Source organism: Variovorax sp. 01T432, from assembly GCF_056398605.1.
This window is the reverse complement of record NZ_JBFTPS010000001.1, coordinates 295,365-315,614: the sequence shown is the minus strand read 5'-3', so window position 1 is coordinate 315,614 and position 20,250 is coordinate 295,365. Positions and strand designations below refer to the sequence as shown.

20 protein-coding genes and 1 tRNA gene are annotated in these 20,250 nt (G+C 65.2%); 6 read left to right on the top strand and 15 right to left on the bottom strand.

Annotated features, from left to right (window positions below; translation table 11 throughout):
- A partial coding sequence (locus tag AC1DNF_RS01590; protein WP_478146768.1) for a biotin/lipoyl-containing protein occupies nt 1–320 on the bottom strand: 320 nt, incomplete at its 3' end.
- A gap of 41 nt (nt 321–361) precedes the next feature.
- Nucleotides 362–3,076, bottom strand: coding sequence for a pyruvate dehydrogenase (acetyl-transferring), homodimeric type (aceE, locus tag AC1DNF_RS01585; RefSeq protein WP_478146767.1), 2,715 nt, complete (start codon nt 3,074–3,076; stop codon nt 362–364).
- A gap of 190 nt (nt 3,077–3,266) precedes the next feature.
- Between aceE and AC1DNF_RS01580 the strand changes: the two genes are divergently transcribed.
- The 5 genes from AC1DNF_RS01580 (at nt 3,267) to AC1DNF_RS01560 (ending at nt 10,152) form a co-directional block, all read left to right on the top strand.
- Nucleotides 3,267–5,810, top strand: coding sequence for a PAS domain-containing sensor histidine kinase (locus tag AC1DNF_RS01580; protein WP_478146766.1), 2,544 nt, complete (start codon nt 3,267–3,269; stop codon nt 5,808–5,810).
- Entirely contained in the window at nt 5,807–6,436 is a 630-nt protein-coding gene (locus AC1DNF_RS01575) for a response regulator transcription factor (RefSeq protein ID WP_478146765.1), read from the top strand. The genes AC1DNF_RS01580 and AC1DNF_RS01575 overlap by 4 nt, the downstream gene beginning before the upstream one ends.
- A 76-nt stretch (nt 6,437–6,512) precedes the next feature.
- Nucleotides 6,513–7,370 carry a bifunctional methylenetetrahydrofolate dehydrogenase/methenyltetrahydrofolate cyclohydrolase gene (locus AC1DNF_RS01570; RefSeq protein WP_478146764.1) on the top strand — a complete coding sequence of 286 codons (858 nt, stop codon included), beginning with the start codon at nt 6,513–6,515 and terminating at the stop codon, nt 7,368–7,370.
- A 50-nt stretch (nt 7,371–7,420) separates the two neighbouring features.
- Nucleotides 7,421–9,469, top strand: a complete 2,049-nt coding sequence (locus tag AC1DNF_RS01565; protein ID WP_478146763.1) for a M3 family metallopeptidase — start codon at nt 7,421–7,423, stop codon at nt 9,467–9,469.
- A gap of 59 nt (nt 9,470–9,528) precedes the next feature.
- Nucleotides 9,529–10,152 carry a glutaredoxin family protein gene (locus AC1DNF_RS01560; RefSeq protein ID WP_478146762.1) on the top strand — a complete coding sequence of 208 codons (624 nt, stop codon included), beginning with the start codon at nt 9,529–9,531 and terminating at the stop codon, nt 10,150–10,152.
- A 14-nt stretch (nt 10,153–10,166) separates the two neighbouring features.
- Here the strand turns inward: AC1DNF_RS01560 and rpiA are convergent, their stop codons facing one another.
- The gene (gene rpiA / locus AC1DNF_RS01555; RefSeq protein WP_478146761.1) at nt 10,167–10,862 is read right to left on the bottom strand and encodes a ribose-5-phosphate isomerase RpiA; all 696 of its coding nucleotides are present in this window, start codon (nt 10,860–10,862) and stop codon (nt 10,167–10,169) included.
- Between the two features lie 40 nt (nt 10,863–10,902).
- Between rpiA and AC1DNF_RS01550 the strand changes: the two genes are divergently transcribed.
- Nucleotides 10,903–11,970, top strand: coding sequence for a quinone-dependent dihydroorotate dehydrogenase (locus AC1DNF_RS01550; RefSeq protein ID WP_478146760.1), 1,068 nt, complete (start codon nt 10,903–10,905; stop codon nt 11,968–11,970).
- A 10-nt stretch (nt 11,971–11,980) separates the two neighbouring features.
- Here the strand turns inward: AC1DNF_RS01550 and AC1DNF_RS01545 are convergent, their stop codons facing one another.
- The 12 genes from AC1DNF_RS01545 to AC1DNF_RS01490 form a co-directional block, all read right to left on the bottom strand.
- Nucleotides 11,981–12,691, bottom strand: coding sequence for a phage holin family protein (locus AC1DNF_RS01545; RefSeq protein ID WP_478146759.1), 711 nt, complete (start codon nt 12,689–12,691; stop codon nt 11,981–11,983).
- Nucleotides 12,692–12,724: 33 nt separating this feature from the next.
- The gene (locus tag AC1DNF_RS01540) at nt 12,725–13,033 is read right to left on the bottom strand and encodes a glycine zipper domain-containing protein (RefSeq protein ID WP_478146781.1); all 309 of its coding nucleotides are present in this window, start codon (nt 13,031–13,033) and stop codon (nt 12,725–12,727) included.
- Nucleotides 13,034–13,126: 93 nt separating this feature from the next.
- Entirely contained in the window at nt 13,127–14,224 is a 1,098-nt protein-coding gene (locus AC1DNF_RS01535) for an NAD(P)/FAD-dependent oxidoreductase (RefSeq protein ID WP_478146758.1), read from the bottom strand.
- A 38-nt stretch (nt 14,225–14,262) separates the two neighbouring features.
- Nucleotides 14,263–14,409 carry a stereocilin gene (locus AC1DNF_RS01530; RefSeq protein ID WP_478146757.1) on the bottom strand — a complete coding sequence of 49 codons (147 nt, stop codon included), beginning with the start codon at nt 14,407–14,409 and terminating at the stop codon, nt 14,263–14,265.
- A 120-nt stretch (nt 14,410–14,529) separates the two neighbouring features.
- A tRNA-Val gene (locus AC1DNF_RS01525) sits at nt 14,530–14,604 on the bottom strand.
- A gap of 75 nt (nt 14,605–14,679) precedes the next feature.
- Nucleotides 14,680–15,399, bottom strand: coding sequence for a DNA polymerase III subunit epsilon (dnaQ, locus tag AC1DNF_RS01520; RefSeq protein WP_478146756.1), 720 nt, complete (start codon nt 15,397–15,399; stop codon nt 14,680–14,682).
- Complete coding sequence (gene fdx, locus AC1DNF_RS01515) at nt 15,399–15,737, bottom strand: ISC system 2Fe-2S type ferredoxin (RefSeq protein ID WP_478146755.1); 339 nt, start codon at nt 15,735–15,737, stop codon at nt 15,399–15,401. The genes dnaQ and fdx overlap by 1 nt, the downstream gene beginning before the upstream one ends.
- Nucleotides 15,738–15,745: 8 nt before the next feature.
- A complete protein-coding gene (hscA, locus tag AC1DNF_RS01510; RefSeq protein WP_478146754.1) occupies nt 15,746–17,614 on the bottom strand; it encodes a Fe-S protein assembly chaperone HscA in 1,869 nt (622 codons plus the stop codon).
- A gap of 3 nt (nt 17,615–17,617) precedes the next feature.
- Nucleotides 17,618–18,136, bottom strand: a complete 519-nt coding sequence (gene hscB / locus AC1DNF_RS01505; RefSeq protein WP_478146753.1) for a Fe-S protein assembly co-chaperone HscB — start codon at nt 18,134–18,136, stop codon at nt 17,618–17,620.
- Nucleotides 18,137–18,196: 60 nt separating this feature from the next.
- Nucleotides 18,197–18,520: an iron-sulfur cluster assembly protein IscA gene (iscA, locus tag AC1DNF_RS01500; RefSeq protein WP_478146752.1), complete on the bottom strand. Its 324-nt coding sequence runs from the start codon at nt 18,518–18,520 to the stop codon at nt 18,197–18,199.
- A 1-nt stretch (nt 18,521) separates the two neighbouring features.
- Nucleotides 18,522–18,935 carry a Fe-S cluster assembly scaffold IscU gene (gene iscU / locus AC1DNF_RS01495; protein ID WP_478146751.1) on the bottom strand — a complete coding sequence of 138 codons (414 nt, stop codon included), beginning with the start codon at nt 18,933–18,935 and terminating at the stop codon, nt 18,522–18,524.
- A gap of 18 nt (nt 18,936–18,953) precedes the next feature.
- A complete protein-coding gene (locus tag AC1DNF_RS01490) occupies nt 18,954–20,174 on the bottom strand; it encodes an IscS subfamily cysteine desulfurase (RefSeq protein WP_478146750.1) in 1,221 nt (406 codons plus the stop codon).
- Between the last annotated feature and the right edge of the window lie 76 nt (nt 20,175–20,250).

The following is a 20,250-nucleotide window of genomic DNA, read 5'->3' as shown; positions in this document are numbered from 1 at the left end:
GGGCTTGCCGCGGCCGGCGCGGGCGCCGCCGCGGCTGCCGGCGCGGCTGCCGGCGCGGCCGCGGGTGCAGCAGCCGTCGCGCCCTCGCCTTCGAGCACCAGCACGACCGAGCCTTCCTTGACCTTGCTGCCCACCCCGACCTTGAGTTCCTTCACGACGCCGGCATGGCTCGACGGAATCTCCATCGAGGCCTTGTCCGATTCGACCGTGATCAGCGATTGTTCGGCCTTGACCGTGTCGCCCACTTTCACCAGCACCTCGATCACCGCGACTTCATCGAAATCGCCGATGTCCGGCACTTTGATCTCCACTGTTGCCATATCGTCTCTCCCGCCCTAGAGGCGAAGTTGGTTTGTCTTGTTTATGCGTAGAGCGGGTTGATCTTCTCGGCGTTGATGCCGTATTTCTTGATCGCGTCAGCGACCTTCTGCACCGGAACGGCGCCGTCGTCGGACAGCGCCTTGAGCGCCGCCACCACGATGAAGTGGCGGTTGATCTCGAAGTGCTCGCGCAGCTTGTTGCGGAAATCGCTGCGGCCGAAGCCGTCGGTGCCCAGTACCCTGTAGGTGCGGCCCTTGGGGATGAACGGTCGGATCTGCTCGGCGTAGGCCTTCATGTAGTCGGTGGAGGCGACAACGGGGCCGGTGCTGGCCGAGAGCTGCTGCGTGACGAAGGGCACGCGCGCCTCATCCGTCGGATGCAGCAGGTTCCAGCGATCGGCCTCCTGGCCGTCACGCGTCAGCTCGTTGAAGCTCGGGCAGCTCCAGACGGAGGCGCTCACCCCCCAGTCCTTCTCGAGCAGTTCCTGGGCGGCGATGCTTTCGCGCAGGATGGTGCCGCTGCCGAGCAGTTGCACCGCGGGGGCCTTGGCCTTGAGCGCGGGGCCCGGCTTGCACAGGTACATGCCCTTGATGATCTGTTCCTCGGTGCCGGGCTGGAGGCCGGGCATGGGGTAGTTCTCGTTGAGCAGGGTCAGGTAGTAATAGACGTTGTCCTGTTTCTCCACCATCCGCTTCAGGCCATGGTGCAGGATGACGCCGACTTCGTGGGAGAAGGTCGGGTCGTAGCTGACGCAGTTCGGGATGGTGTTGGCGAGGATGTGGCTATGGCCATCCTCGTGCTGCAAGCCCTCGCCGTTCAGCGTCGTGCGGCCCGAGGTGCCGCCGAGCAGGAAGCCGCGCGCCTGCATGTCGCCCGCTGCCCAGGCCAGGTCGCCGATACGCTGGAAACCGAACATCGAGTAGTACACGTAGAACGGCACCATGATCCGGTTGTTGGTGCTGTAGGAGGTCGCCGCCGCGATCCAGCTCGACATGCCGCCCGCCTCGTTGATGCCTTCCTGCAGGATCTGACCGGCCTTGTCTTCCTTGTAGTACATGACCTGGTCCTTGTCGACCGGTGTGTACTGCTGGCCCGCGGGGTTGTAGATGCCAATCTGCCGGAACAGGCCTTCCATCCCGAAGGTGCGCGCTTCGTCCACCAGGATCGGCACGATGCGCGGGCCCAGGGCCTGGTCACGCAGCAACTGCGTCAGGAAGCGCACGTAGGCTTGCGTGGTGGAGATCTCGCGGCCCTCGGCGGTGGGCTCGAGCACGGCCTTGAAGGTCTCCAGCGCGGGCACCGTGAAGCTCTCATCGGCCTTCGTGCGGCGGTGTGGCAGATAGCCGCCCAAGGCCTTGCGGCGCTCGTGGAGGTACTTCATCTCGGGCGTGTCGTCCGCCGGCTTGTAGAAGGGCAGCTCGGCGATCTGGCTGTCGGGGATCGGGATGTTGAAACGGTCGCGGAAAACCTTGATGTCCTCGTCGCTGAGCTTCTTCGTCTGGTGGACGTTGTTCTTGCCCTCACCGATCTTGCCCATGCCGAAGCCCTTGACCGTCTTGACCAGCAGCACGGTCGGCTGGCCCTCGTGCTTCACGGCCGCGTGGAAGGCCGCATAGACCTTCTGCGAATCATGGCCGCCACGGCGCAGGTTCCAGATGTCGTCGTCGCTCATCTTCGCGACCATCTCCAGCGTGCGCGGATCGCGGCCGAAGAAATGCTTTCGGACGTAGGCACCGTCGTTGGCCTTGAAGGACTGGTAGTCGCCGTCGTTCGTCTCCATCATGATCTTGCGCAGGGCGCCGTCCTTGTCGCGCGCCAGGAGAGGGTCCCAGTTGCTGCCCCAGATCAGCTTGATCACGTTCCATCCGGCGCCGCGGAATTCGGACTCCAGCTCCTGGATGATCTTGCCGTTGCCGCGCACCGGACCGTCCAGGCGCTGCAGGTTGCAGTTGATGACGAAGATCAGGTTGTCCAGGTTCTCGCGAGCGGCCAAGCCGATGGCGCCCAGCGATTCGACCTCATCCATCTCGCCGTCGCCGCAGAAGACCCAGACCTTGCGGTTCTCGGTGTTGGCAATGCCGCGTGCGTGCAGGTACTTGAGGAAGCGCGCCTGGTAGATCGCCATCAGCGGGCCCAGGCCCATGGAGACGGTCGGGAATTGCCAGAACTGGGGCATCAGCTTCGGGTGCGGATAGCTCGACAGGCCCTTGCCGTCGACTTCCTGGCGGAAGTTGAGGAGCTGCTCTTCGCTCAGGCGGCCCTCGAGATAGGCGCGGGCGTAGATGCCGGGGGACACGTGGCCCTGGATGTAGAGGCAATCGCCGCCGTGGCCTTCGCTCTCGGCATGCCAGAAGTGGTTGAAGCCGGCGCCGAACATGTTGGCCAGCGAGGCGAAGGAGCCGATGTGTCCGCCGAGGTCGCCGCCCTCTGCCGGGTGGTGGCGGTTCGCCTTGACCACCATGGCCATCGCGTTCCAGCGCATATAGGCGCGCAGACGCTCTTCGACCTCGAGATTGCCGGGGCAACGCTCTTCCTGGTCGGTCTCGATCGTGTTCACGTAGGCGGTGTTGGCCGAGAACGGCTTGTCGATGCTGTGCTGGCGCGCATGCTCGAGCAACTGCTCAAGAAGAAAATGGGCGCGCTCGGGACCTTCGCTCTCGATGACGGCGGACAGGGCGTCCATCCATTCACGGGTTTCCTGCGCGTCCTGGTCGTTGGCTGCGGAGCCGAACAGGCTCTTCGGATTTGCCGACATGCTTGTCTCCTTCTAGAGGGTTGTGGCCGTAATTTAGTGCCGTATTCGGCAACGCGCGGGAGTTTCTCACAGAAATATAGACATTTCAAATGGCGCGTAGCGTTTTCTTAATGTGAAATAACAATGACGGCAAGACTCACGGCGGCCCGCGCGGTCCCTGTGGAAGGGGGCCTTCACCTAAACTCGCCGCATGCCCTTTTCCTCTCCGATCGCGGTTGCGCGCAGCGCCGTCAACGCGTCGCCGCTGTCCTGGTGGCGTCGCTGGTGGCGCCGGCAGACGCCGGTGCTGCAAGATGCCGTGGCGATGCTCGCGCCGCTGGCGGCGGTGCTGCTGTTCCTGGCGGCCATCGTCTCGGCCTTCTGGTATCTCCGCGCGGAAGAGATGGAGCGCGTGCAGGAATCGGTCAGGCGCGACGTGGAGTACGCCCAGCAGCGCGTGCGCCTGCGCCTCCTTGAGCGGCAGGAGCAGCTCATGCGCCTGGCGCGCGATGCCTCCAACCGCGAGATCGACGCCACCGAGTTCACCAGCCGATCGGAGTCCCTGGTCAGCCAGTTTCCCGAACTGCAGGCCATCAGCTGGATCGACGACCGGCGCCGCTTCAAGGCCGGCTACGCCGCACCGAGCGTGCACCCGGCGCTCCAGCATGCCGTCGGCGAAGTGCTGCGGCCGGGCGACATCGAAAGCAACTACGCGCTGGCGCGCGAACTGCGCCAGCCGGTCTTTTCGCAGCCTCTGGCCGGCGGCGACCCTCCGGCCATGCTGCAGCTGCACATTCCGTTCTTCGATCAGGGCCTGTTCGCCGGTGAGGTGCTGGGCGAGTTCTCGATCGACGGCTTGCTGCGCTACGGCATGCCCTCGGAGGTCTCGGCGCGCTATGCGGTGTCGCTGCTCGACGCCAAGGGCGGCTTGATCGCGGGCAACACGGTGGCCAGTCCGCGCGGCTCGGGCACGCGCCTCCTGCCCTGGACAGTGCGCACCAATGAGTACGAAGTGCCGGTCTCGCCGGTCGGCAACGCGCTGGTGTTGCGAGCGCAGGCCTACCGCACCTCACAAGGCGTCGTGGGCAACGGGCTCTTCTGGCTGGTGGGCGCGCTCAGCGTCCTGACGAGCTGGATGCTGATTGGCACCTGGCGCCATACGCGGCGACGGCTCCAGGCGCAGCAGGCACTGGTGGCCGAGACGAATTTCCGGCGGGCGATGGAGAACTCCATGCTCACCGGCATGCGCGTGCTCGACCTCGAGGGCCGCATCACCTATGTCAATGCCGCCTTCTGCGCCATGACGGGCTGGGACGAAGAGGAGCTGGTCGGCCAGACACCGCCGTTCCCCTACTGGCTGGAATCCGATCGTGAAGTCATGAATGAGCGGCTCGAGGAAGAGCTGCACGGCCGCGCACTGCCCGGGGGCTTCCAGGTGCGCGTGAAGCGCAAGAACGGCAGCGTGTTCAATGCCCGGCTGTACGTCTCGCCACTGATCGATGCGCGCGGACACCAGACCGGCTGGATGACCTCGATGACCGACATCACTGAGCCCACGCGCATCCGCGAACAGCTGTCCGCCTCCTACGAGCGCTTCACCACCGTCCTGGAGGCGCTGGACGCCTCGGTGTCGGTGGCGCCGCTCGGCAGCGAGGAACTGCTGTTCGCCAACAAGCTCTACCGGCTCTGGTTCGGGTCCAACACGGTGGGCCACCTCGGCATGGTGGCCCAAGCCGGCGTGCCGGCCTCGCATGCGCGCGATGAGGCACTCGACGACGTCGACCCCTTCGCGGGCCTGCCGATCGATCAGCTGACGACCGCACAGCCGGCCAACAACGAGATCTTCGTGCCGGAACTCGGCAAATGGCTGGAAGTGCGTTCGCGTTACCTGACCTGGGTCGATGGCCGGCTCGCGCAGTTGGTGATCGCGACCGACATCACGCCGCGACGCGATGCCGAAGACCTCTCCGCGGCGCAGGCCGATCGGGCACAGGCCGCCAGCCGTCTCATCACGATGGGAGAGATGGCGTCCAGCGTCGCGCACGAACTCAACCAGCCGCTGACCGCGATCACCAACTACTGCAACGGCATGATGTCGCGCATTCGAGGACAGCAGATCGACTCCGATGCCCTGCTCGCGGCGCTCGACAAGACCTCCAAGCAGGCACAGCGGGCGGGCCAGATCATCCAGCGCATCCGCTCCTTCGTGAAGCGCAGCGAGCCGAACCGCACACCGGCCGAGGTCGCGACCATGGTGAGCGAAGCGGTCGAACTCGCCGGCATCGAGCTGCGGCGCCGCAACGTGCGGCTCAATCACTACGTGGCGGCTCGCCTTCCGATCGTGAGGGTGGACCCGATCCTGATCGAGCAGGTCATGGTCAACCTGTTGAAGAATGCCGCCGAATCGATCGACCTGGCCGACCGCCCGCTGGCACGCCGCAGCGTGGAACTGCGCGTGCTGCCGAAGGTCATCGACGGCCAGAACGCGGTCGAGTTCTCGGTCCAGGACACCGGCATGGGCCTCGCGCCGGAAGTGATGGACCGGCTCTACGAGGCCTTCTTTTCGACCAAGCCCGAGGGCATGGGCATCGGGCTCAATCTTTGCCGCACCATCGTCGAGTCCCACAGGGGCCGGATGCAGGCGGAGAACATCTACAATGGCCCGGACGTGGTCGGATGCCGTTTTTCCTTCTGGATTCCGGTGTTGGACGCTATCGATTCCATAGCAAGCAACGAGGCGAAGGTACCTGCATGAGTTTGATTCCCAAGAAGGGCACGGTCTATGTTGTCGATGACGACGAGGCGGTTCGTGATTCGTTGCAATGGCTGCTCGAGGGCAAGGACTACCGGGTCCGCTGCTTCGATTCGGCCGAATCGTTCCTCTCACGCTATGACCCGCGCGAGGTTGCATGCCTGATTGTCGACATCCGCATGGGCGGCATGTCCGGCATCGAGTTGCAGGATCGCCTGATCGAGCGCCGGTCGCCGCTGCCGATCGTCGTCATCACCGGCCATGGCGACGTGCCGATGGCAGTCGACAGCATGAAGAAGGGTGCGATGGACTTCATCCAGAAGCCCTTCAACGACGAGGCGCTCGTGACGCTGGTCGAACGCATGCTCGAACATGCGCGCGGTGCGTTTGCCCAGCACCAGCAATCGGCCAGCCGCGACGCCCTGCTGTCCAAGCTCACGGGTCGCGAGGCACAGGTGCTCGAACGCATCGTCGCCGGGCGACTCAACAAGCAGATCGCCGACGACCTGGGCATCAGCATCAAGACGGTGGAAGCGCACCGCGCCAACATCATGGAAAAGCTCAACGCCAACACGGTGGCCGACCTCCTCAAGATCGCCCTGGGGCAGGCGGCTCCGGTCAAGGCCTAGCCGCTATCTCTCCCATAGCGACGTTCAGTCTCCACGCCTGCGCAAGCGGGCGTTTTTACTTGGAAAATCAAAAGCGATGACAGCTCAATTGATCGACGGCAACGCGCTCTCCCGCCAGCTCCTGGCGGACGTTGCAACACGCGCCGCCGCGCTCACAGCGCGCGGCATCACGCCCGGCCTGGCCGTCATCCTGGTCGGCAACGATCCCGCCAGCGAGGTCTATGTCGGCAAGAAGGTCCAGGCCTGCCAGGAACGCGGCTTGCGCTCGGTGCTGGAGCGCTATCCGGCCGAACTCACCGAAGCGGCACTTCTCGCCCGCATCGCGGCGCTGAACGCCGACCCCGCCATTCACGGCATCCTGGTCCAGATGCCCTTGCCCAAGCACATCGATCCGCACAAGGTGATCGAAGCCATCGCGACTTCCAAGGACGTCGACGGCTATTCGGTGCTGTCGGCCGGCGAACTGATGGCCGGTCTGCCGGGATTCCGACCCTGCACGCCCTACGGCTGCATGAAGCTGATCGAAAGCACGGGCGTCGCGCTCAAGGGCAAGCATGCCGTCGTCATCGGTCGCAGCAACACGGTCGGCAAGCCCATGGCCCTGCTTCTGCTGCAAGCCAATGCGACCGTCACCATATGCCATAGCGCAACGCCCGACATCGGCTACCACACGCGTCAGGCCGACGTCGTGGTTGTCGCCGTGGGCCGGCGCAACACGCTGACCGCCGACATGGTGAAGCCCGGCGCGGTGGTGATCGACGTCGGCATGAACCGCAACGAACAGAACAAGCTCGCGGGCGATGTCGACTTCGCCGGGGTGCGCGAGGTGGCCGGCTACATCACGCCGGTGCCCGGCGGCGTGGGGCCGATGACCGTGACGATGCTGATGGTCAACACCGTCGAGTCCGCCGAACGCCAGGCCGCAAAGGGCTGAGCGGCTCATCCTGTATTGAATCCGCACGCAACGACCGCAAGATAGATCCCATGACCAATCCGCTCCTCGACTTCACCGACCTCCCGCTGTTCGACCAGATCAAACCCGAGCACGTCGCGCCGGCCGTCGACGTCCTGCTGGCCGATGCCGAGAAGGCGCTGCAGACGGTGACAACGCCCGAATTCCCGGCCGACTGGACTGCCATTTCCAAGGTGCTGGACGTCGCATCCGAGCGTTTCAGCCGCGCCTGGGGAGCTGTTGGTCACCTCAACGCCGTCGCCGACACGACCGAGCTGCGCGCGGCCTACAACGAGGCCATGCCTCGCGTCACGGCCTTCTGGACGCGCCTGGGCTCCGACGAGCGCCTCTATGCAAAGTACAAGGCCATCGACCCCGCCAAGCTCAACCCCGAGCAGCGGCAGGCTCATCGCAACGCGGTGCGCAACTTCGTGCTGGGCGGAGCGGAACTGCAAGGCGCGGCCAAGACGCGCTTCGCCGAAATCCAGGAACGCCAGGCCGAGCTGAGCCAGAAGTTCAGCGAGAACGCCCTCGACGCGACCGACGCGTTCGCGTACTACGCGAAGCTCGGCGAACTCGAGGGCCTGCCCGAAGACGTGATCAGCGCCGCGCGCGCAGCAGCCGAAGCGGAAGGCAAGGATGACTACAAGCTCACCCTGAAAATGCCTTCCTACTTGCCGGTCATGCAGTTCGCCAGGAGCAGCGCCCTGCGCGAGACGCTCTACCGCGCCTATGTCACGCGCGCCAGCGAGTTCGGCGACCCGGCCTTCGACAACACCGAGCTGATCCGCGAAATCCTCGCCTTGCGCCAGGAAGAAGCGAAACTCCTGAGCTACCCCAACTTCGGCGAACTCTCCATCGTGCCCAAGATGGCCGAATCCGCCGCACAGGTCATCAAGTTCCTGCGCGATCTGGGCACCAAGGCCAGGCCCTACGGCGAACGCGACCTCGCAGACCTGCGGGCCTTCGCCGCCGAGCAGCTCGGCATCCTCGATCCGCAGCCCTGGGACTGGAGCTACATCGGCGAAAAGCTCAAGGAGGCGCGCTACGCGTTCAGCGAGCAGGAGGTCAAGCAGTACTTCACGGCGCCGAAGGTGATGGCAGGCCTGTTCAAGATCGTCGAGACGCTGTTCGAGGTTTCGATCCGGCGCGACAGCGCGCCTGTATGGCACCCGAGCGTGGAGTTCTATCGCATCGAGCGTGCCGGCCAGAAGGTCGGGCAGTTCTACCTCGACCCCTCCGCCCGTGCCGCCAAGCGCGGCGGCGCCTGGATGGACGACGTGCGCGCACGCTGGCTGAGACCCGACACCGGCGCGCTGCAGACACCCGTCGCCCAATTGGTCTGCAACTTCGCCGAAGGCGTCGACGGCAAGCCGCCGCTGCTCACGCACGACGACGTGACGACACTGTTCCACGAATTCGGCCACGGGCTGCACCACATGCTCACGCAGGTGAACGAGCGCGATGTCTCGGGTATCAGCGGCGTCGAATGGGACGCGGTCGAGCTGCCGAGCCAGTTCATGGAAAACTTCTGCTGGGAATGGGACGTCCTGTCGCACATGACCTCGCATGTCGATACCGGCGAGCCCCTGCCCCGCCCCCTGTTCGACAAGATGACCGCGGCCAAGAACTTCCAGAGCGGGCTGCAGACCCTGCGCCAGATCGAGTTCTCGCTGTTCGACATGCTGCTGCACACCGAGTACGACGCCGCGACCGCCCGACCGGGCGATGTGATGGCCTTGCTCGACAAGGTGCGTGCCGAAATCGCAGTGATGCCTTCGCCCCCCTTCAGCCGTACACCTAACACCTTCAGCCACATCTTCTCGGGCGGTTATGCGGCGGGCTATTACAGCTACAAGTGGGCCGAGGTGCTGAGCGCGGACGCCTATGCCGCCTTCGAGGAAACGGCCGGCGCCAATGGAGCACCGAGCATCGAAACCGGCCGCAAGTACCGGGAGGCCATCCTGGAAGCTGGCGGAAGCCGCAGTGCGATGGATTCGTTCAAGGCGTTCCGCGGCCGCGAGCCCCAGCTCGACGCCCTGCTGCGCCACCAGGGAATGACGCAAGCTCAGCCGATCTGATCGCGCAAGGGCCTCGCGGCCTGAGATACTCCGGCCATCCGATCATGGAGTAGTCATCGATGAAGCTGAACATGGGTCTCTCAGGCCTCGCCTTGCTGCTCGTCGCGAGCGCCGTGCTCGCGCAACCTGTCTACCGCAACGTCGACAAGAACGGCAAGGTCACTTTCTCCGACCAGCCGCCTGCGGCAGGTGCATCGGGCGCCGCGCCGCGGAGCGGTGTCTCCTCCGCCGCGGATGCGGGCCTGCCGTATGAAGTGCGGCAGGTGGCGCAGCGCTATCCCGTCACCCTCTACACCAGCGAGGAATGCGGCCCCTGCAATGCTGGACGTTCTCTGCTGACCACGCGCGGCGTGCCCTTCGACGAGCGGACCGTCAAGACCAACGCGGACATCGAAGCATTGCAGCGCCTGAGCAACCAGAACTCGCTGCCGGTGCTGACCATCGGCTCGCAGCAGTTGAAGGGCTTCTCGGATTCGGAGTGGTCCCAATACCTGGACGCGGCGGGTTATCCCAAGAGCGCCCAATTGCCGGCGAGCTATCGGAACCCGCCGCCCCGACCATTGGTTGCCCAGCAGCCGGCCGTGCAACCCGCGACCGCCGTCCCCACCCCGGCTGCCCCGCCTCCACTGCCTGCGGCATCGAACGAGCCGACGCCGAACAACCCCGCAGGCATCAAGTTCTGAGGCTGCCGCGCGGCTCAGTCGAAGCTGCGGGTTTCCACACCGGAGGGCGTGCCCAGCAGGCAGATGTTCGCTCGCTGGTAGGCAAAGACACCGACGGTGATCACGCCGGGCCACTGGTTGACTTCGGTTTCGAAGCCGAGCGGATCGGTGATCCTGAGGCCGGTGACATCAATGATGTGCTGTCCGTTGTCCGTGACCAGCGGCAACCCGTCCTGCTCGCGAACCTGCGCCAGCCCGCCTAGCCGGGCGAACTGCCGTATCACGCGCCGCGCCGCCATTGGAATCACCTCGACCGGCAGCGGATAGGCGCCGAGCGTGTTGACCAGCTTGGAGGCATCCGCGATGCAAACAAAGGTCCTGGACTGGGCGGCAACGATCTTCTCGCGCGTGAGCGCTGCGCCCCCGCCCTTGATCATGTAGCCGCGGCCGTCGATCTCGTCGGCGCCGTCGATATACACCGAGAGCTCGTCGACCTCGTTGCTGTCGAACACCGGAATGCCCAATGCGCGCAAGCGCTCCGTCGAGGCGAGCGAGCTGGACACTGCCCCACGGATGTCCTCCTTGATCGTCGCGAGCGCGTCGATGAACTTGTTGACCGTGGAGCCGGTGCCGACACCGACGATCTCGCCCTTCATGACATATTCGAGCGCGGCGCGGCCCACCTGCGCCTTGAGTTCATCCTGGGTCAGGGCGGGAGCGGGGGAAGTCATCGGGGAGAATCCTTGGCTGATTGAAGTCGAGAATTATCCAATGCCCCTGCTGCTGCCATCTTCGCTCTACGGGCTTGCCCGCCCCTTTCTTTTCGGCTTCGACCCCGAGCATGCCCACGAAATCACCCTGGACGGGCTCGCGCGTACCCAGAACACGCCCCTTGCATGCGCCTACGCGGCGCCACGCGTGGACGACCCCGTTACGCTGGCAGGCCTCGCCTTCCCGAACCGGGTCGGCCTGGCGGCGGGCCTGGACAAGAACGCCCGCTGCATCGATGCGTTTGCCGCCATGGGCTTCGGTTTCGTCGAGGTCGGCACCGTCACGCCGAAGGCCCAGCCGGGCAATCCGAAGCCGCGCATGTTCCGGCTGCCGCAGCGCGACGCGCTGATCAACCGCCTGGGCTTCAACAACGATGGGCTCGACGCTTTCGTGGCGAACGTGAAGCGCGCCCGCTTCCGCCGAAACAGCTCGAAGACGCCGATGCTGCTCGGCCTCAACATCGGCAAGAACGCCGCCACGCCGATCGAGCGCGCGGTGGACGACTATCTGGTCTGCCTGGACGGCGTATACGCGCATGCAGACTACGTCACGATCAACATCTCGAGCCCCAACACCGCCAATCTGCGCTCGCTCCAGAGCGATGAGGCACTCGATGCCCTGCTCGGCGCCGTGGCCGACAAGCGCGAGGCGTTGGCCGCGCGGCACGGCAAGCGAGTGCCGTTGTTCGTCAAGATCGCCCCCGACCTGGACGAAGCACAGGTCAAGGTGATCGCGGCGACGCTTCGGCGGCATGGCATGGATGGCGTCGTCGCGACCAACACCACGCTCGCCCGCGACGCGGTCGCCGGCCTTCCGCACGCCACCGAAGCCGGGGGGCTCTCGGGAGCGCCGGTGAGGGAGGCGAGCAACAAGGTAGTCAGGCAGTTGCGATCGGCGCTGGGCCGCGGCTTTCCCATCATCGGCGTGGGAGGCGTGATGAGCGCGGCCGACGCCAAGGCCAAGATCGCTGCCGGAGCCGATGTTGTGCAGATCTACACCGGCCTGATCTATCGCGGCCCGGGACTGGTGCGCGAGGTCGCTCAGGCGCTGCGCGAGGACAGCGCCTGAGGATTCGGGTTCAGCGCATCCGCCAGAGGATCGGACCGACCACCGCTGCCCAACGCAGCAGACGGCGCGGACCGAGCGCCGCCAGGACAGCCGCGGCGGCCACGCCGGTGGCGACGGGATGCTCGCGCGCGATGCGCAGCGCAGCCTCGCTCATGGATTCGTCGGCGGGCGGCGCCTCGCCACCGCCCTGGCGGCGGCCGGGCTTTGCCGAGGTCGCCGCCTGAAGCGTTGCGATGCGCAGCCGCTGACGCTCGATACGCGCCAGCAACTCTTCGCGCGTCACCGGTCGGCGCTCGCGCGGCGCTGCATCGGCATGCTGGCCGACGCCGAACTGCCCCCGCGCCCACTCCCAATCGCGCGCAAACTCGCGACGCGCGGGCTCGAAGGCTTGCGATGCCTTGCGCATCGTCGCGATCAGGGCGATCACCGCCGCCAGCCAGAGCACGGTCCACACGGCCGCCATCGACCATGCGGCCGCGATACGGTGCGGCGTGTCCCAGAAATGCACGACGACCGCCATCGACACCAAGGCCACGGCAACGGTCGTGAGGCCGATCACCGCGATGACGAGAGCGAGCACCATGCGCAGGCGCTGTTTTTCTTCCTCCCACGCCAGGCGTACGAGTTGGACGCGGTCCTCCGCCGCCAGCGCGCCTTCACCGGCCAGGATGCGCAGTCGCCGCAGATACACATCCAGTCCGAACAGGGACCAGAGCTTCATCCTCCGCCCCCACACAGGCCGCAGGTACCGGGCCTAGCGGCGACCAAGCAGCAGACCCACCAGGACGCCCACGGCCAATGCCGCCCCGGCAATCTGCCAGGGCTCGTCATGTGCGTATGCGTTGGCCGCGTCGGCTGCTTCGCGCGCCTTCCTGGCGGCGACCCGACTCTTCTCCGCCGCAAGTTCACGCGCGATCGCCAGTTTGCTGTCGATGCGCTGTCGCATGGCCTTGATATGGGGAACCGAATCGAGTTCCTTGCTTGCGAGCACGCCGCGGACGTCACTGGCGATGTCTTCAGCGACGGCGTTGGCGGCCGCCTCGAGGTTTGTAGTTGCAGTCATTGAAGAGTGTTTCTCCGCATTTCCACCGGCACCGTGCCGGTGACTCCACGCCATCAGGCGGCGTGCCGTTCCATCGTACATGGCCGCGAGGGTCTAGGACAGAATTCCGGCCACACGGCGAGCGATGGCCAGGCTGCTGGTGAGCCCGGGCGACTCGATGCCGAACAGGTTGACGAGACCGGGCACGCCATGGTCCGCCGGCCCCTGGATCATGAAGTCGGCTGCGGCCTGGCCCGGCCCGGATATCTTGGGGCGGATGCCCGCATAGCCCGGGATCAGCGCCCCATCCGGCAGATCCGGCCAGTACTTGCGCACCTCGGCGTAAAAGCCATCGCCGCGCGCCGGGTCGACCACCAGGTCGTCCGGCGATGCAACCCATTGGACATCGGGGCCGAACTTGGCTTGGCCACCCAGGTCCAGCGTGAGATGCACGCCGAGTCCCGCGGCCTCGGGCACGGGGTAGATCAGGCGGCTGAAAGGTGCTCGTCCGGCCAGCGTGAAGTAGTTCCCCTTGGCGAAATGGGCTGTCGGGACGGTGTCGGCGCGCAGCCCTTCGAACCGCCGGGCCAGCGCCGGAGCCGATAGCCCCGCGGCATTCACCACGCTGTTGCAGCGCAAGACCGTGCCGTCCTGCGCTGTCAGCACGATGCCGTCCCTCGTGCACTCGGCGCGCGACACGCCCGACTTCACCGCCACTACACCGCCCGCGTTCTCGAGATCACCCTGAAGGGCCAGCATCAGTGCATGGCTGTCCACGATGCCGGTGCTGGGGGAGTGCAGAGCGGCCAGGCACTCCAGCAGCGGCTCCATCGAACGTGCCTGAGCCTGGGTGAGCAGAACCATGTCGTCGACGCCGTTGGCTCGCGCCTTGGCGGCGATGGCCTCCAGTTCCCCGACCTGGCTCTCCGAGGTGGCAACGATGAGCTTGCCGCAGCGGCGATGAGGCACGCCGTGCTGAGCGGCATACTCGTAGAGCAGCGCCTTGCCCTCCACGCACAACTGCGCCTTGAGCGAGCCACGTGGGTAGTAGATGCCGGCGTGAATGACCTCGCTGTTGCGCGAACTCGTGCCGGTGCCAATCGCGCCCTCAGCCTCCAGAACAATGACTTCGCGGCCTCGCAGCGCAAGCGCTCGCGCGACAGCCAGACCCACGACACCGGCGCCGATCACGGCGCAATCAAATTCATCCATCCCTCAAGCTTAGCGGGACTGACGACCAGGTCCTGAAATCACTTCGGCGCCGCAGGAAACGGGTTCTCTGGATCGGCCGGATTGCCCGGCGGTATGGCTGGCCCCTTGTCCGGCTCGACCGGAAGCTCGGGGACATCCGGCGGGTCGGCTGTGATGGGCGATGGAAGATCAGGACTGGTGGCCATGACGATTCTCCTTAGCGCATCGTTGTACAAGACTTGACGGCAAAGCACCACCGGCGCGCGGACGGATCCGGCGTCGGCGCAGACCGACACTCGTCCGAGAACAACGAATGGGAAGGAATTTGGTGGGCGGTGGAGGTTTCGAACCTCCGACCCCAGCAGTGTGAATGCTGTGCTCTACCCCTGAGCTAACCGCCCTTGACGCACAGTTCAGGCAGTTGCCTGACAGTGCACCAGATGGATGTTTCGTGCCGCGTGGCGCGAAGCCTGCGATTATGCCACAGCGTTTGGGCCGTTCTGGCGAAAAAGCGTTCGACCGTTGCTGGCCTTGTCGAGCTGGACGAGCAAGGCCTCATGCGCGGCGAGTTCATGTTCCGCCGCGACCAGTACGGGCAGCTCGAAGCGGCTCAGATCGACCGCGACCACGGCACCCAAAGATGGCTCGTTCGAAGCGTCTTCGATCAACAGCGCATCCTGTCCGCGCGTCAGGTTGATGTAGACGTCCGCCAGCAGCTGGGCATCGAGCTTGGCACCGTGGAAGGTCCGGTTCGAACGGTCGACACCGAAGCGGTCGCACAAGGCGTCGAGCGAGTTGCGCTTGCCGGGATAGACCAGCTTGGCCATCGCGAGCGTGTCGGTGACTTCGCGCACGAAGCTGCGCAGTGGAGGCAGCCCGGCGAGCTCCAACTCCTTGTTGAGAAAGCCGACGTCGAAGGCCGCGTTGTGGATGATCAGCTCGGCATCACGCAGGTAGTCGATGACGTCGTTCGCCAGGGTCGCGAACTTGGGCTTGTCGCGCAGGAAGTCGGTCGTCAGCCCGTGCACCTTGAGCGCGTCCTCGTGGCTCTCGCGCTCCGGATTGAAGTAGATGTGCAGGTCGTTGCCGGTGAGCTTGCGATTGAACAGCTCGACGCAACCCAGCTCGATGATGCGGTCGCCGTTCTCGGCGGACAGCCCGGTGGTCTCGGTGTCGAGCACGATCAGTCTGGACATCAGTGGTTCTCTTTGGCGTGGTTGATCGAGTACTTGGGAATCTCTACGGTCACATCGCTCTGCGCCAGGATCGCCTGGCAGCTCAGCCGCGACTGAGGCTCCAGACCCCAGGCGCGGTCGAGCAGGTCTTCCTCGCCCTCCTCTGCCTCGTTGAGCGATTCGAATCCCTTGCGCACCACCACATGGCAGGTGGTGCAGGCGCAGCTCATCTCGCACGCATGCTCGATGTTGATGTGATTGTCGAGCATCGCCTCGCAGATCGACGTGCCGGCAGGCGCAGTGATCTCGGCGCCGTGCGGGCAATATTCGGGATGGGGAAGGATCTTGATCGTGGGCATGAAGGGCTTTATAGGGATTCGATCTGGCGGCCAGCCAGCGCACGCGCGATGCCCACGTTCATCCGCTCGGCGGCGAAGGCCTCGGTACCTTCCGCGAGCGCCTTGGTCGCGGCTTCGATGACCGCGGCGTCGTCGGCGGAACGCGCGACGCGCAGGGCCTGCATCAGCGCGTCGATCGCGCCGCGCTCTTCGGCGGACAGCAGATCGCCATCCGCGTCGAGCGCGCTCTGGGTCGCCAGCAACATGCGATCGGCATCCACGCGCGCTTCGACGACGGCACGCGCGCGCATGTCCTGCTGGGCGGTGGAAAAGCTCTCCTGCAGCATGGTCGCGATCTGGTCGTCGGACAGGCCGTAGGACGGTTTGACGGCGACATGCGCCTCGACGCCGCTGCCCTGCTCCTTGGCGCTCACGCTGAGAAGGCCATCGGCATCGACGGTGAACGTGACGCGAATTCGCGCGGCGCCGGCGGCCATCGGCGGAATGCCGCGCAGCTCGAAGCGAGCGAGGCTGCGGCAATCGGCCACGAGGTCTCGCTCGCCCTGCACCACATGCAGCGCCAGGGCTGTCTGACCATCCTGGTAGGTCGTGAAGTCCTGCGCCATGGCTGTCGGAATGGTCTGGTTCCGCGGCACGATGCGCTCCACCAGCCCGCCCATGGTCTCGAGACCGAGCGAAAGAGGGATCACGTCCAGCAGCAGCAGGTCATCCGCGCCGCCGTTGCCGGCGAGCTGATTGGCCTGGATCGCGGCGCCCAGGGCGACGACTTCGTCGGGGTTCAGATTGGTCAGCGCGTCCCGGCCGAAGAACGCCGCCACGGCACGGCGGATCTGCGGCATGCGCGTGGCGCCCCCCACAAGCACGATGCCTTGCAGCTCATCCGCCGAGAGCCTTGCGTCACGAAGCGCCTTGCGAACCGCGGCGATGGTGCGCGCGGTGAGGCTGGCCGTCGCGCTTTCGAACTGCGTGCGCTCAAGTTCGCAGCGCACGGCGGTGCCGGCGAATTCCGCGGCGACAGTGGTCGACTCCGCTTCGGACAGCGCCTCCTTGGCCGCCCGTGCCGCAATCAGCAATGCGGACCTGTCGTTATCGCTTCGGGCCTCGAGTCCGGTTTGCCGCAACACAAGCTCCGCAAGCGCATGGTCGTAGTCATCGCCGCCAAGTGCCGAATCGCCACCAGTAGCGATGACTTCGAACACGCCCTGCGTCAGCCGCAGAATCGAAATGTCGAAGGTTCCGCCGCCGAGGTCATACACCGCGTACAGGCCCTCGCTGGCATTGTCCAGGCCGTAGGCGATCGCAGCCGCGGTCGGCTCGCTGATGAGGCGCAGCACGTTGATGCCGGCGAGCTGGGCTGCATCCTTGGTGGCTTGGCGCTGGCCCTCGTCGAAGTACGCCGGCACCGTGATCACGGCACCGTAGAGTTCGTTGTCGAAGGTGTCCTCGGCCCGAAAGCGCAAGGTCGCGAGAATCTCCGCACTCACCTCGACAGGCGACTTCTCGCCCGCCACGGTTTGCACCTTGGCCATGCCGCCGTCGCCGTCGCCGTCGCCGGCCAGCCTGTAGGCCATCGCATCGCGATTGGCGATGTCCTGGACGCCGCGTCCCATCAGGCGCTTGACCGAAGTGATGACGTTGGAAGGGTCTGTGGCGCGCGCGGCCAGGGCGTCGAAACCGATCTGGCGACGATCCTTTTCAAGGTAGCGCACAGCTGAAGGAAGCAACACGCGGCCCTGGTCATCGGGCAGGCATTCGGCCACGCCATTGCGCACGGCAGCCACCAGCGAATGGGTGGTCCCGAGGTCGATGCCTACCGCGATGCGACGTTGATGGGGGTCGGGCGCTTGGCCGGGTTCTGAAATCTGAAGCAATGCCATGGCCTATTGTCCCCACTGATCGGACTTGGCTTCGACGTCGTCGGCAAAGCGCTCTATGAACATGAGGGCTCTTACCTGGCGCGCGGCGCCGGCGAAGTCACCCTTCTCGTCGATGAGCCAGTCGAGGGTGGACAGCGCACGCGCGCGGCCTGCCTCGACTTCGGCTCGGAGCTTGTCGATGGCCGCGGCATCGCGGGCGTCGTCGAGTTCCTCGCGCCACTCCATCTGCTGCACCAGGAAATCGGGTGGCATCGCTGTGTTGGTTTCAGCGTTCACCGGCGCGCCGTTGAGCTGGCAGAGGTATGTCGCGCGCTTGATCGGGTCCTTGAGCCGCTGGTACGCCTCGTTGATGCGCACCGACCACTGCATGGCCACGCGCTGCGCCGCGGCGCCCTGGGCCGCGAAGCGGTCCGGGTGGGCTTCACGCTGCAGCTCCTTCCATCGGGCGTCGAGGGCGGCGCGGTCCTGTGCAAACTTGGCAGGCACTGCGAACAGTTCGAAATCGGTGTCGTTCAGGTTCATGGCGATAAAAAGCCGCCAGCACATGACATGGTGGCGGCTCGGGACACGAGGCCGGAATGCTCAGATACGAAAGCTTTCACCGCATCCGCAGCGGTCTCGTTCGTGCGGGTTGTTGAACTTGAAGCCTTCATTGAGGCCCTCGCGCACGAAGTCGAGTTCGGTGCCGTCGATATAGGCCAGACTCTTCGGATCGACCAGCACCTTGACGCCGTGATCCTCGAAAACGATGTCTTCGGGCGCGAGTTCGTCCACGTACTCGAGCTTGTAGGCAAGGCCCGAGCACCCCGTGGTCTTGACGCCCAGCCGCACACCCACGCCCTTGCCTCGCTTGCCGAGGTAACGGGTGACGTGGCGAGCAGCCGCTTCGGTCAGGGTCACAGCCATGTCAGTGAACGGCTGCCGGCGCAGCGGTGGCGATGGCGTGCTTGGCCTTGTAGTCGCTGACCGCAGCCTTGATCGCGTCTTCCGCCAAGATCGAACAATGGATCTTGACGGGCGGCAATGCCAATTCCTCGGCGATCTGCGAGTTCTTCAGCGCAGCGGCTTCGTCGAGCGTCTTGCCCTTGACCCATTCGGTCACCAGCGAGGAAGAAGCAATGGCCGAGCCGCAGCCGTAGGTCTTGAAGCGCGCGTCCTCGATCACACCGGTTTCCGGGTTGACCTTGATCTGCAGCTTCATGACATCGCCGCACGCCGGTGCGCCGACCATGCCGGTTCCCACCGAGTCGTCGCCCTTTTCGAAGGAGCCGACGTTGCGAGGGTTTTCGTAGTGATCAATAACCTTGGATGAATAAGCCATGGAGTACCTCTTGGATCGTTAGTGAGCCGACCACTGGATCGTGCTGATGTCGATGCCGTCCTTGAACATCTCCCACAACGGGCTCAGCTCGCGGAGCTTGGCGACGTTGTGCTTGATGGTCGAGATCGCGTAGTCGATTTCTTCTTCGGTCGTGAAACGGCCGATGGTCATGCGAAGGCTGCTGTGCGCGAGTTCGTCGCTGCGACCGAGGGCGCGCAGCACGTAGCTGGGCTCGAGACTCGCAGAGGTACAGGCGGAACCGCTGGACACGGCCAGACCCTTGATGCCCATGATCAACGACTCGCCTTCGACGTAGTTGAAGCTCATGTTCAGGTTGTGCGGCACACGGTGCTCGAGATCCCCATTGATGAAGACCTGCTCGACATCCTTCAAGCCGTTGAGAAGACGCTGCTGCAGGGCGTGGGCCTTGGCAATGTCTTGCTTCATCTCCAGTTTGGCGATGCGGAAGGCCTCGCCCATCCCGACGATCTGGTGCGTGGGCAAGGTGCCCGAACGCATGCCGCGCTCATGGCCCCCCCCGTGCATCTGGGCTTCGAGCCGCACGCGCGGCTTGCGGCGCACGTACAGGGCGCCGATACCCTTGGGACCGTATGTCTTGTGCGAAGCCAGGCTCATCAGGTCGATGGGCAGGTTCTTGACATCGATTTCGACCTTCCCGGTGGCCTGCGCCGCATCGACGTGGAAGATCACGCCCTTCTCGCGGCAGATGCTGCCGAGGGCCACCACGTCCTGGATCACGCCGATCTCGTTGTTCACGAACATCACACTTGCGAGGATCGTGTCCGGGCGAATTGCGGCCTTGAATGCCTCCAGGTCGAGCAGGCCGTTTTCCTGGACATCCAGATACGTCAGCTCGAAACCCTGGCGCTCCAGTTCGCGCATGGTGTCGAGGACGGCCTTGTGCTCGGTCTTGACCGTGATGAGGTGCTTGCCCTTGCCCTTGTAGAAGTGCGCCGCACCCTTGAGCGCGAGGTTGTTCGACTCGGTGGCACCGGAAGTCCAGACGATTTCACGCGGATCGGCCCCGATCAGGTCGGCCACCTCGCCGCGCGCCTTCTCCACGGCTTCTTCCGCCTCCCAGCCCCAGGCGTGGCTGCGCGATGCCGGATTGCCGAAGTGCTCGCGCAACCAGGGAATCATCGCGTCCACGACGCGGGGATCGACGGGCGTCGTGGCGCCGTAGTCGAGGTAGATCGGGAAATGAGGAGTGACGTCCATGGCTGGCTCAGGCTGGCGTGGGGTTTATCTTGTTGAAAACAATGTCAAAACGGATGGAGCGGCGCCCGCGGACACC

Coding starts and splice junctions, on each gene's coding strand:
- AC1DNF_RS01560 (WP_478146762.1), top strand. CDS start 9,529: ATGAAGCTGAACATGGGTCTCTCAGGCCTCGCCTTGCTGCTCGTCGCG.
- AC1DNF_RS01550 (WP_478146760.1), top strand. CDS start 10,903: ATGCCCCTGCTGCTGCCATCTTCGCTCTACGGGCTTGCCCGCCCCTTT.
- fdx (WP_478146755.1), bottom strand. CDS start 15,737: ATGCCCACGATCAAGATCCTTCCCCATCCCGAATATTGCCCGCACGGC.
- AC1DNF_RS01580 (WP_478146766.1), top strand. CDS start 3,267: ATGCCCTTTTCCTCTCCGATCGCGGTTGCGCGCAGCGCCGTCAACGCG.
- AC1DNF_RS01490 (WP_478146750.1), bottom strand. CDS start 20,174: ATGGACGTCACTCCTCATTTCCCGATCTACCTCGACTACGGCGCCACG.
- iscA (WP_478146752.1), bottom strand. CDS start 18,520: ATGGCTGTGACCCTGACCGAAGCGGCTGCTCGCCACGTCACCCGTTAC.
- dnaQ (WP_478146756.1), bottom strand. CDS start 15,399: ATGTCCAGACTGATCGTGCTCGACACCGAGACCACCGGGCTGTCCGCC.
- rpiA (WP_478146761.1), bottom strand. CDS start 10,862: ATGACTTCCCCCGCTCCCGCCCTGACCCAGGATGAACTCAAGGCGCAG.
- aceE (WP_478146767.1), bottom strand. CDS start 3,076: ATGTCGGCAAATCCGAAGAGCCTGTTCGGCTCCGCAGCCAACGACCAG.
- AC1DNF_RS01575 (WP_478146765.1), top strand. CDS start 5,807: ATGAGTTTGATTCCCAAGAAGGGCACGGTCTATGTTGTCGATGACGAC.
- AC1DNF_RS01530 (WP_478146757.1), bottom strand. CDS start 14,409: ATGGCCACCAGTCCTGATCTTCCATCGCCCATCACAGCCGACCCGCCG.
- AC1DNF_RS01535 (WP_478146758.1), bottom strand. CDS start 14,224: ATGGATGAATTTGATTGCGCCGTGATCGGCGCCGGTGTCGTGGGTCTG.
- AC1DNF_RS01570 (WP_478146764.1), top strand. CDS start 6,513: ATGACAGCTCAATTGATCGACGGCAACGCGCTCTCCCGCCAGCTCCTG.
- hscB (WP_478146753.1), bottom strand. CDS start 18,136: ATGAACCTGAACGACACCGATTTCGAACTGTTCGCAGTGCCTGCCAAG.
- AC1DNF_RS01565 (WP_478146763.1), top strand. CDS start 7,421: ATGACCAATCCGCTCCTCGACTTCACCGACCTCCCGCTGTTCGACCAG.
- AC1DNF_RS01540 (WP_478146781.1), bottom strand. CDS start 13,033: ATGACTGCAACTACAAACCTCGAGGCGGCCGCCAACGCCGTCGCTGAA.
- AC1DNF_RS01545 (WP_478146759.1), bottom strand. CDS start 12,691: ATGAAGCTCTGGTCCCTGTTCGGACTGGATGTGTATCTGCGGCGACTG.
- iscU (WP_478146751.1), bottom strand. CDS start 18,935: ATGGCTTATTCATCCAAGGTTATTGATCACTACGAAAACCCTCGCAAC.
- hscA (WP_478146754.1), bottom strand. CDS start 17,614: ATGGCATTGCTTCAGATTTCAGAACCCGGCCAAGCGCCCGACCCCCAT.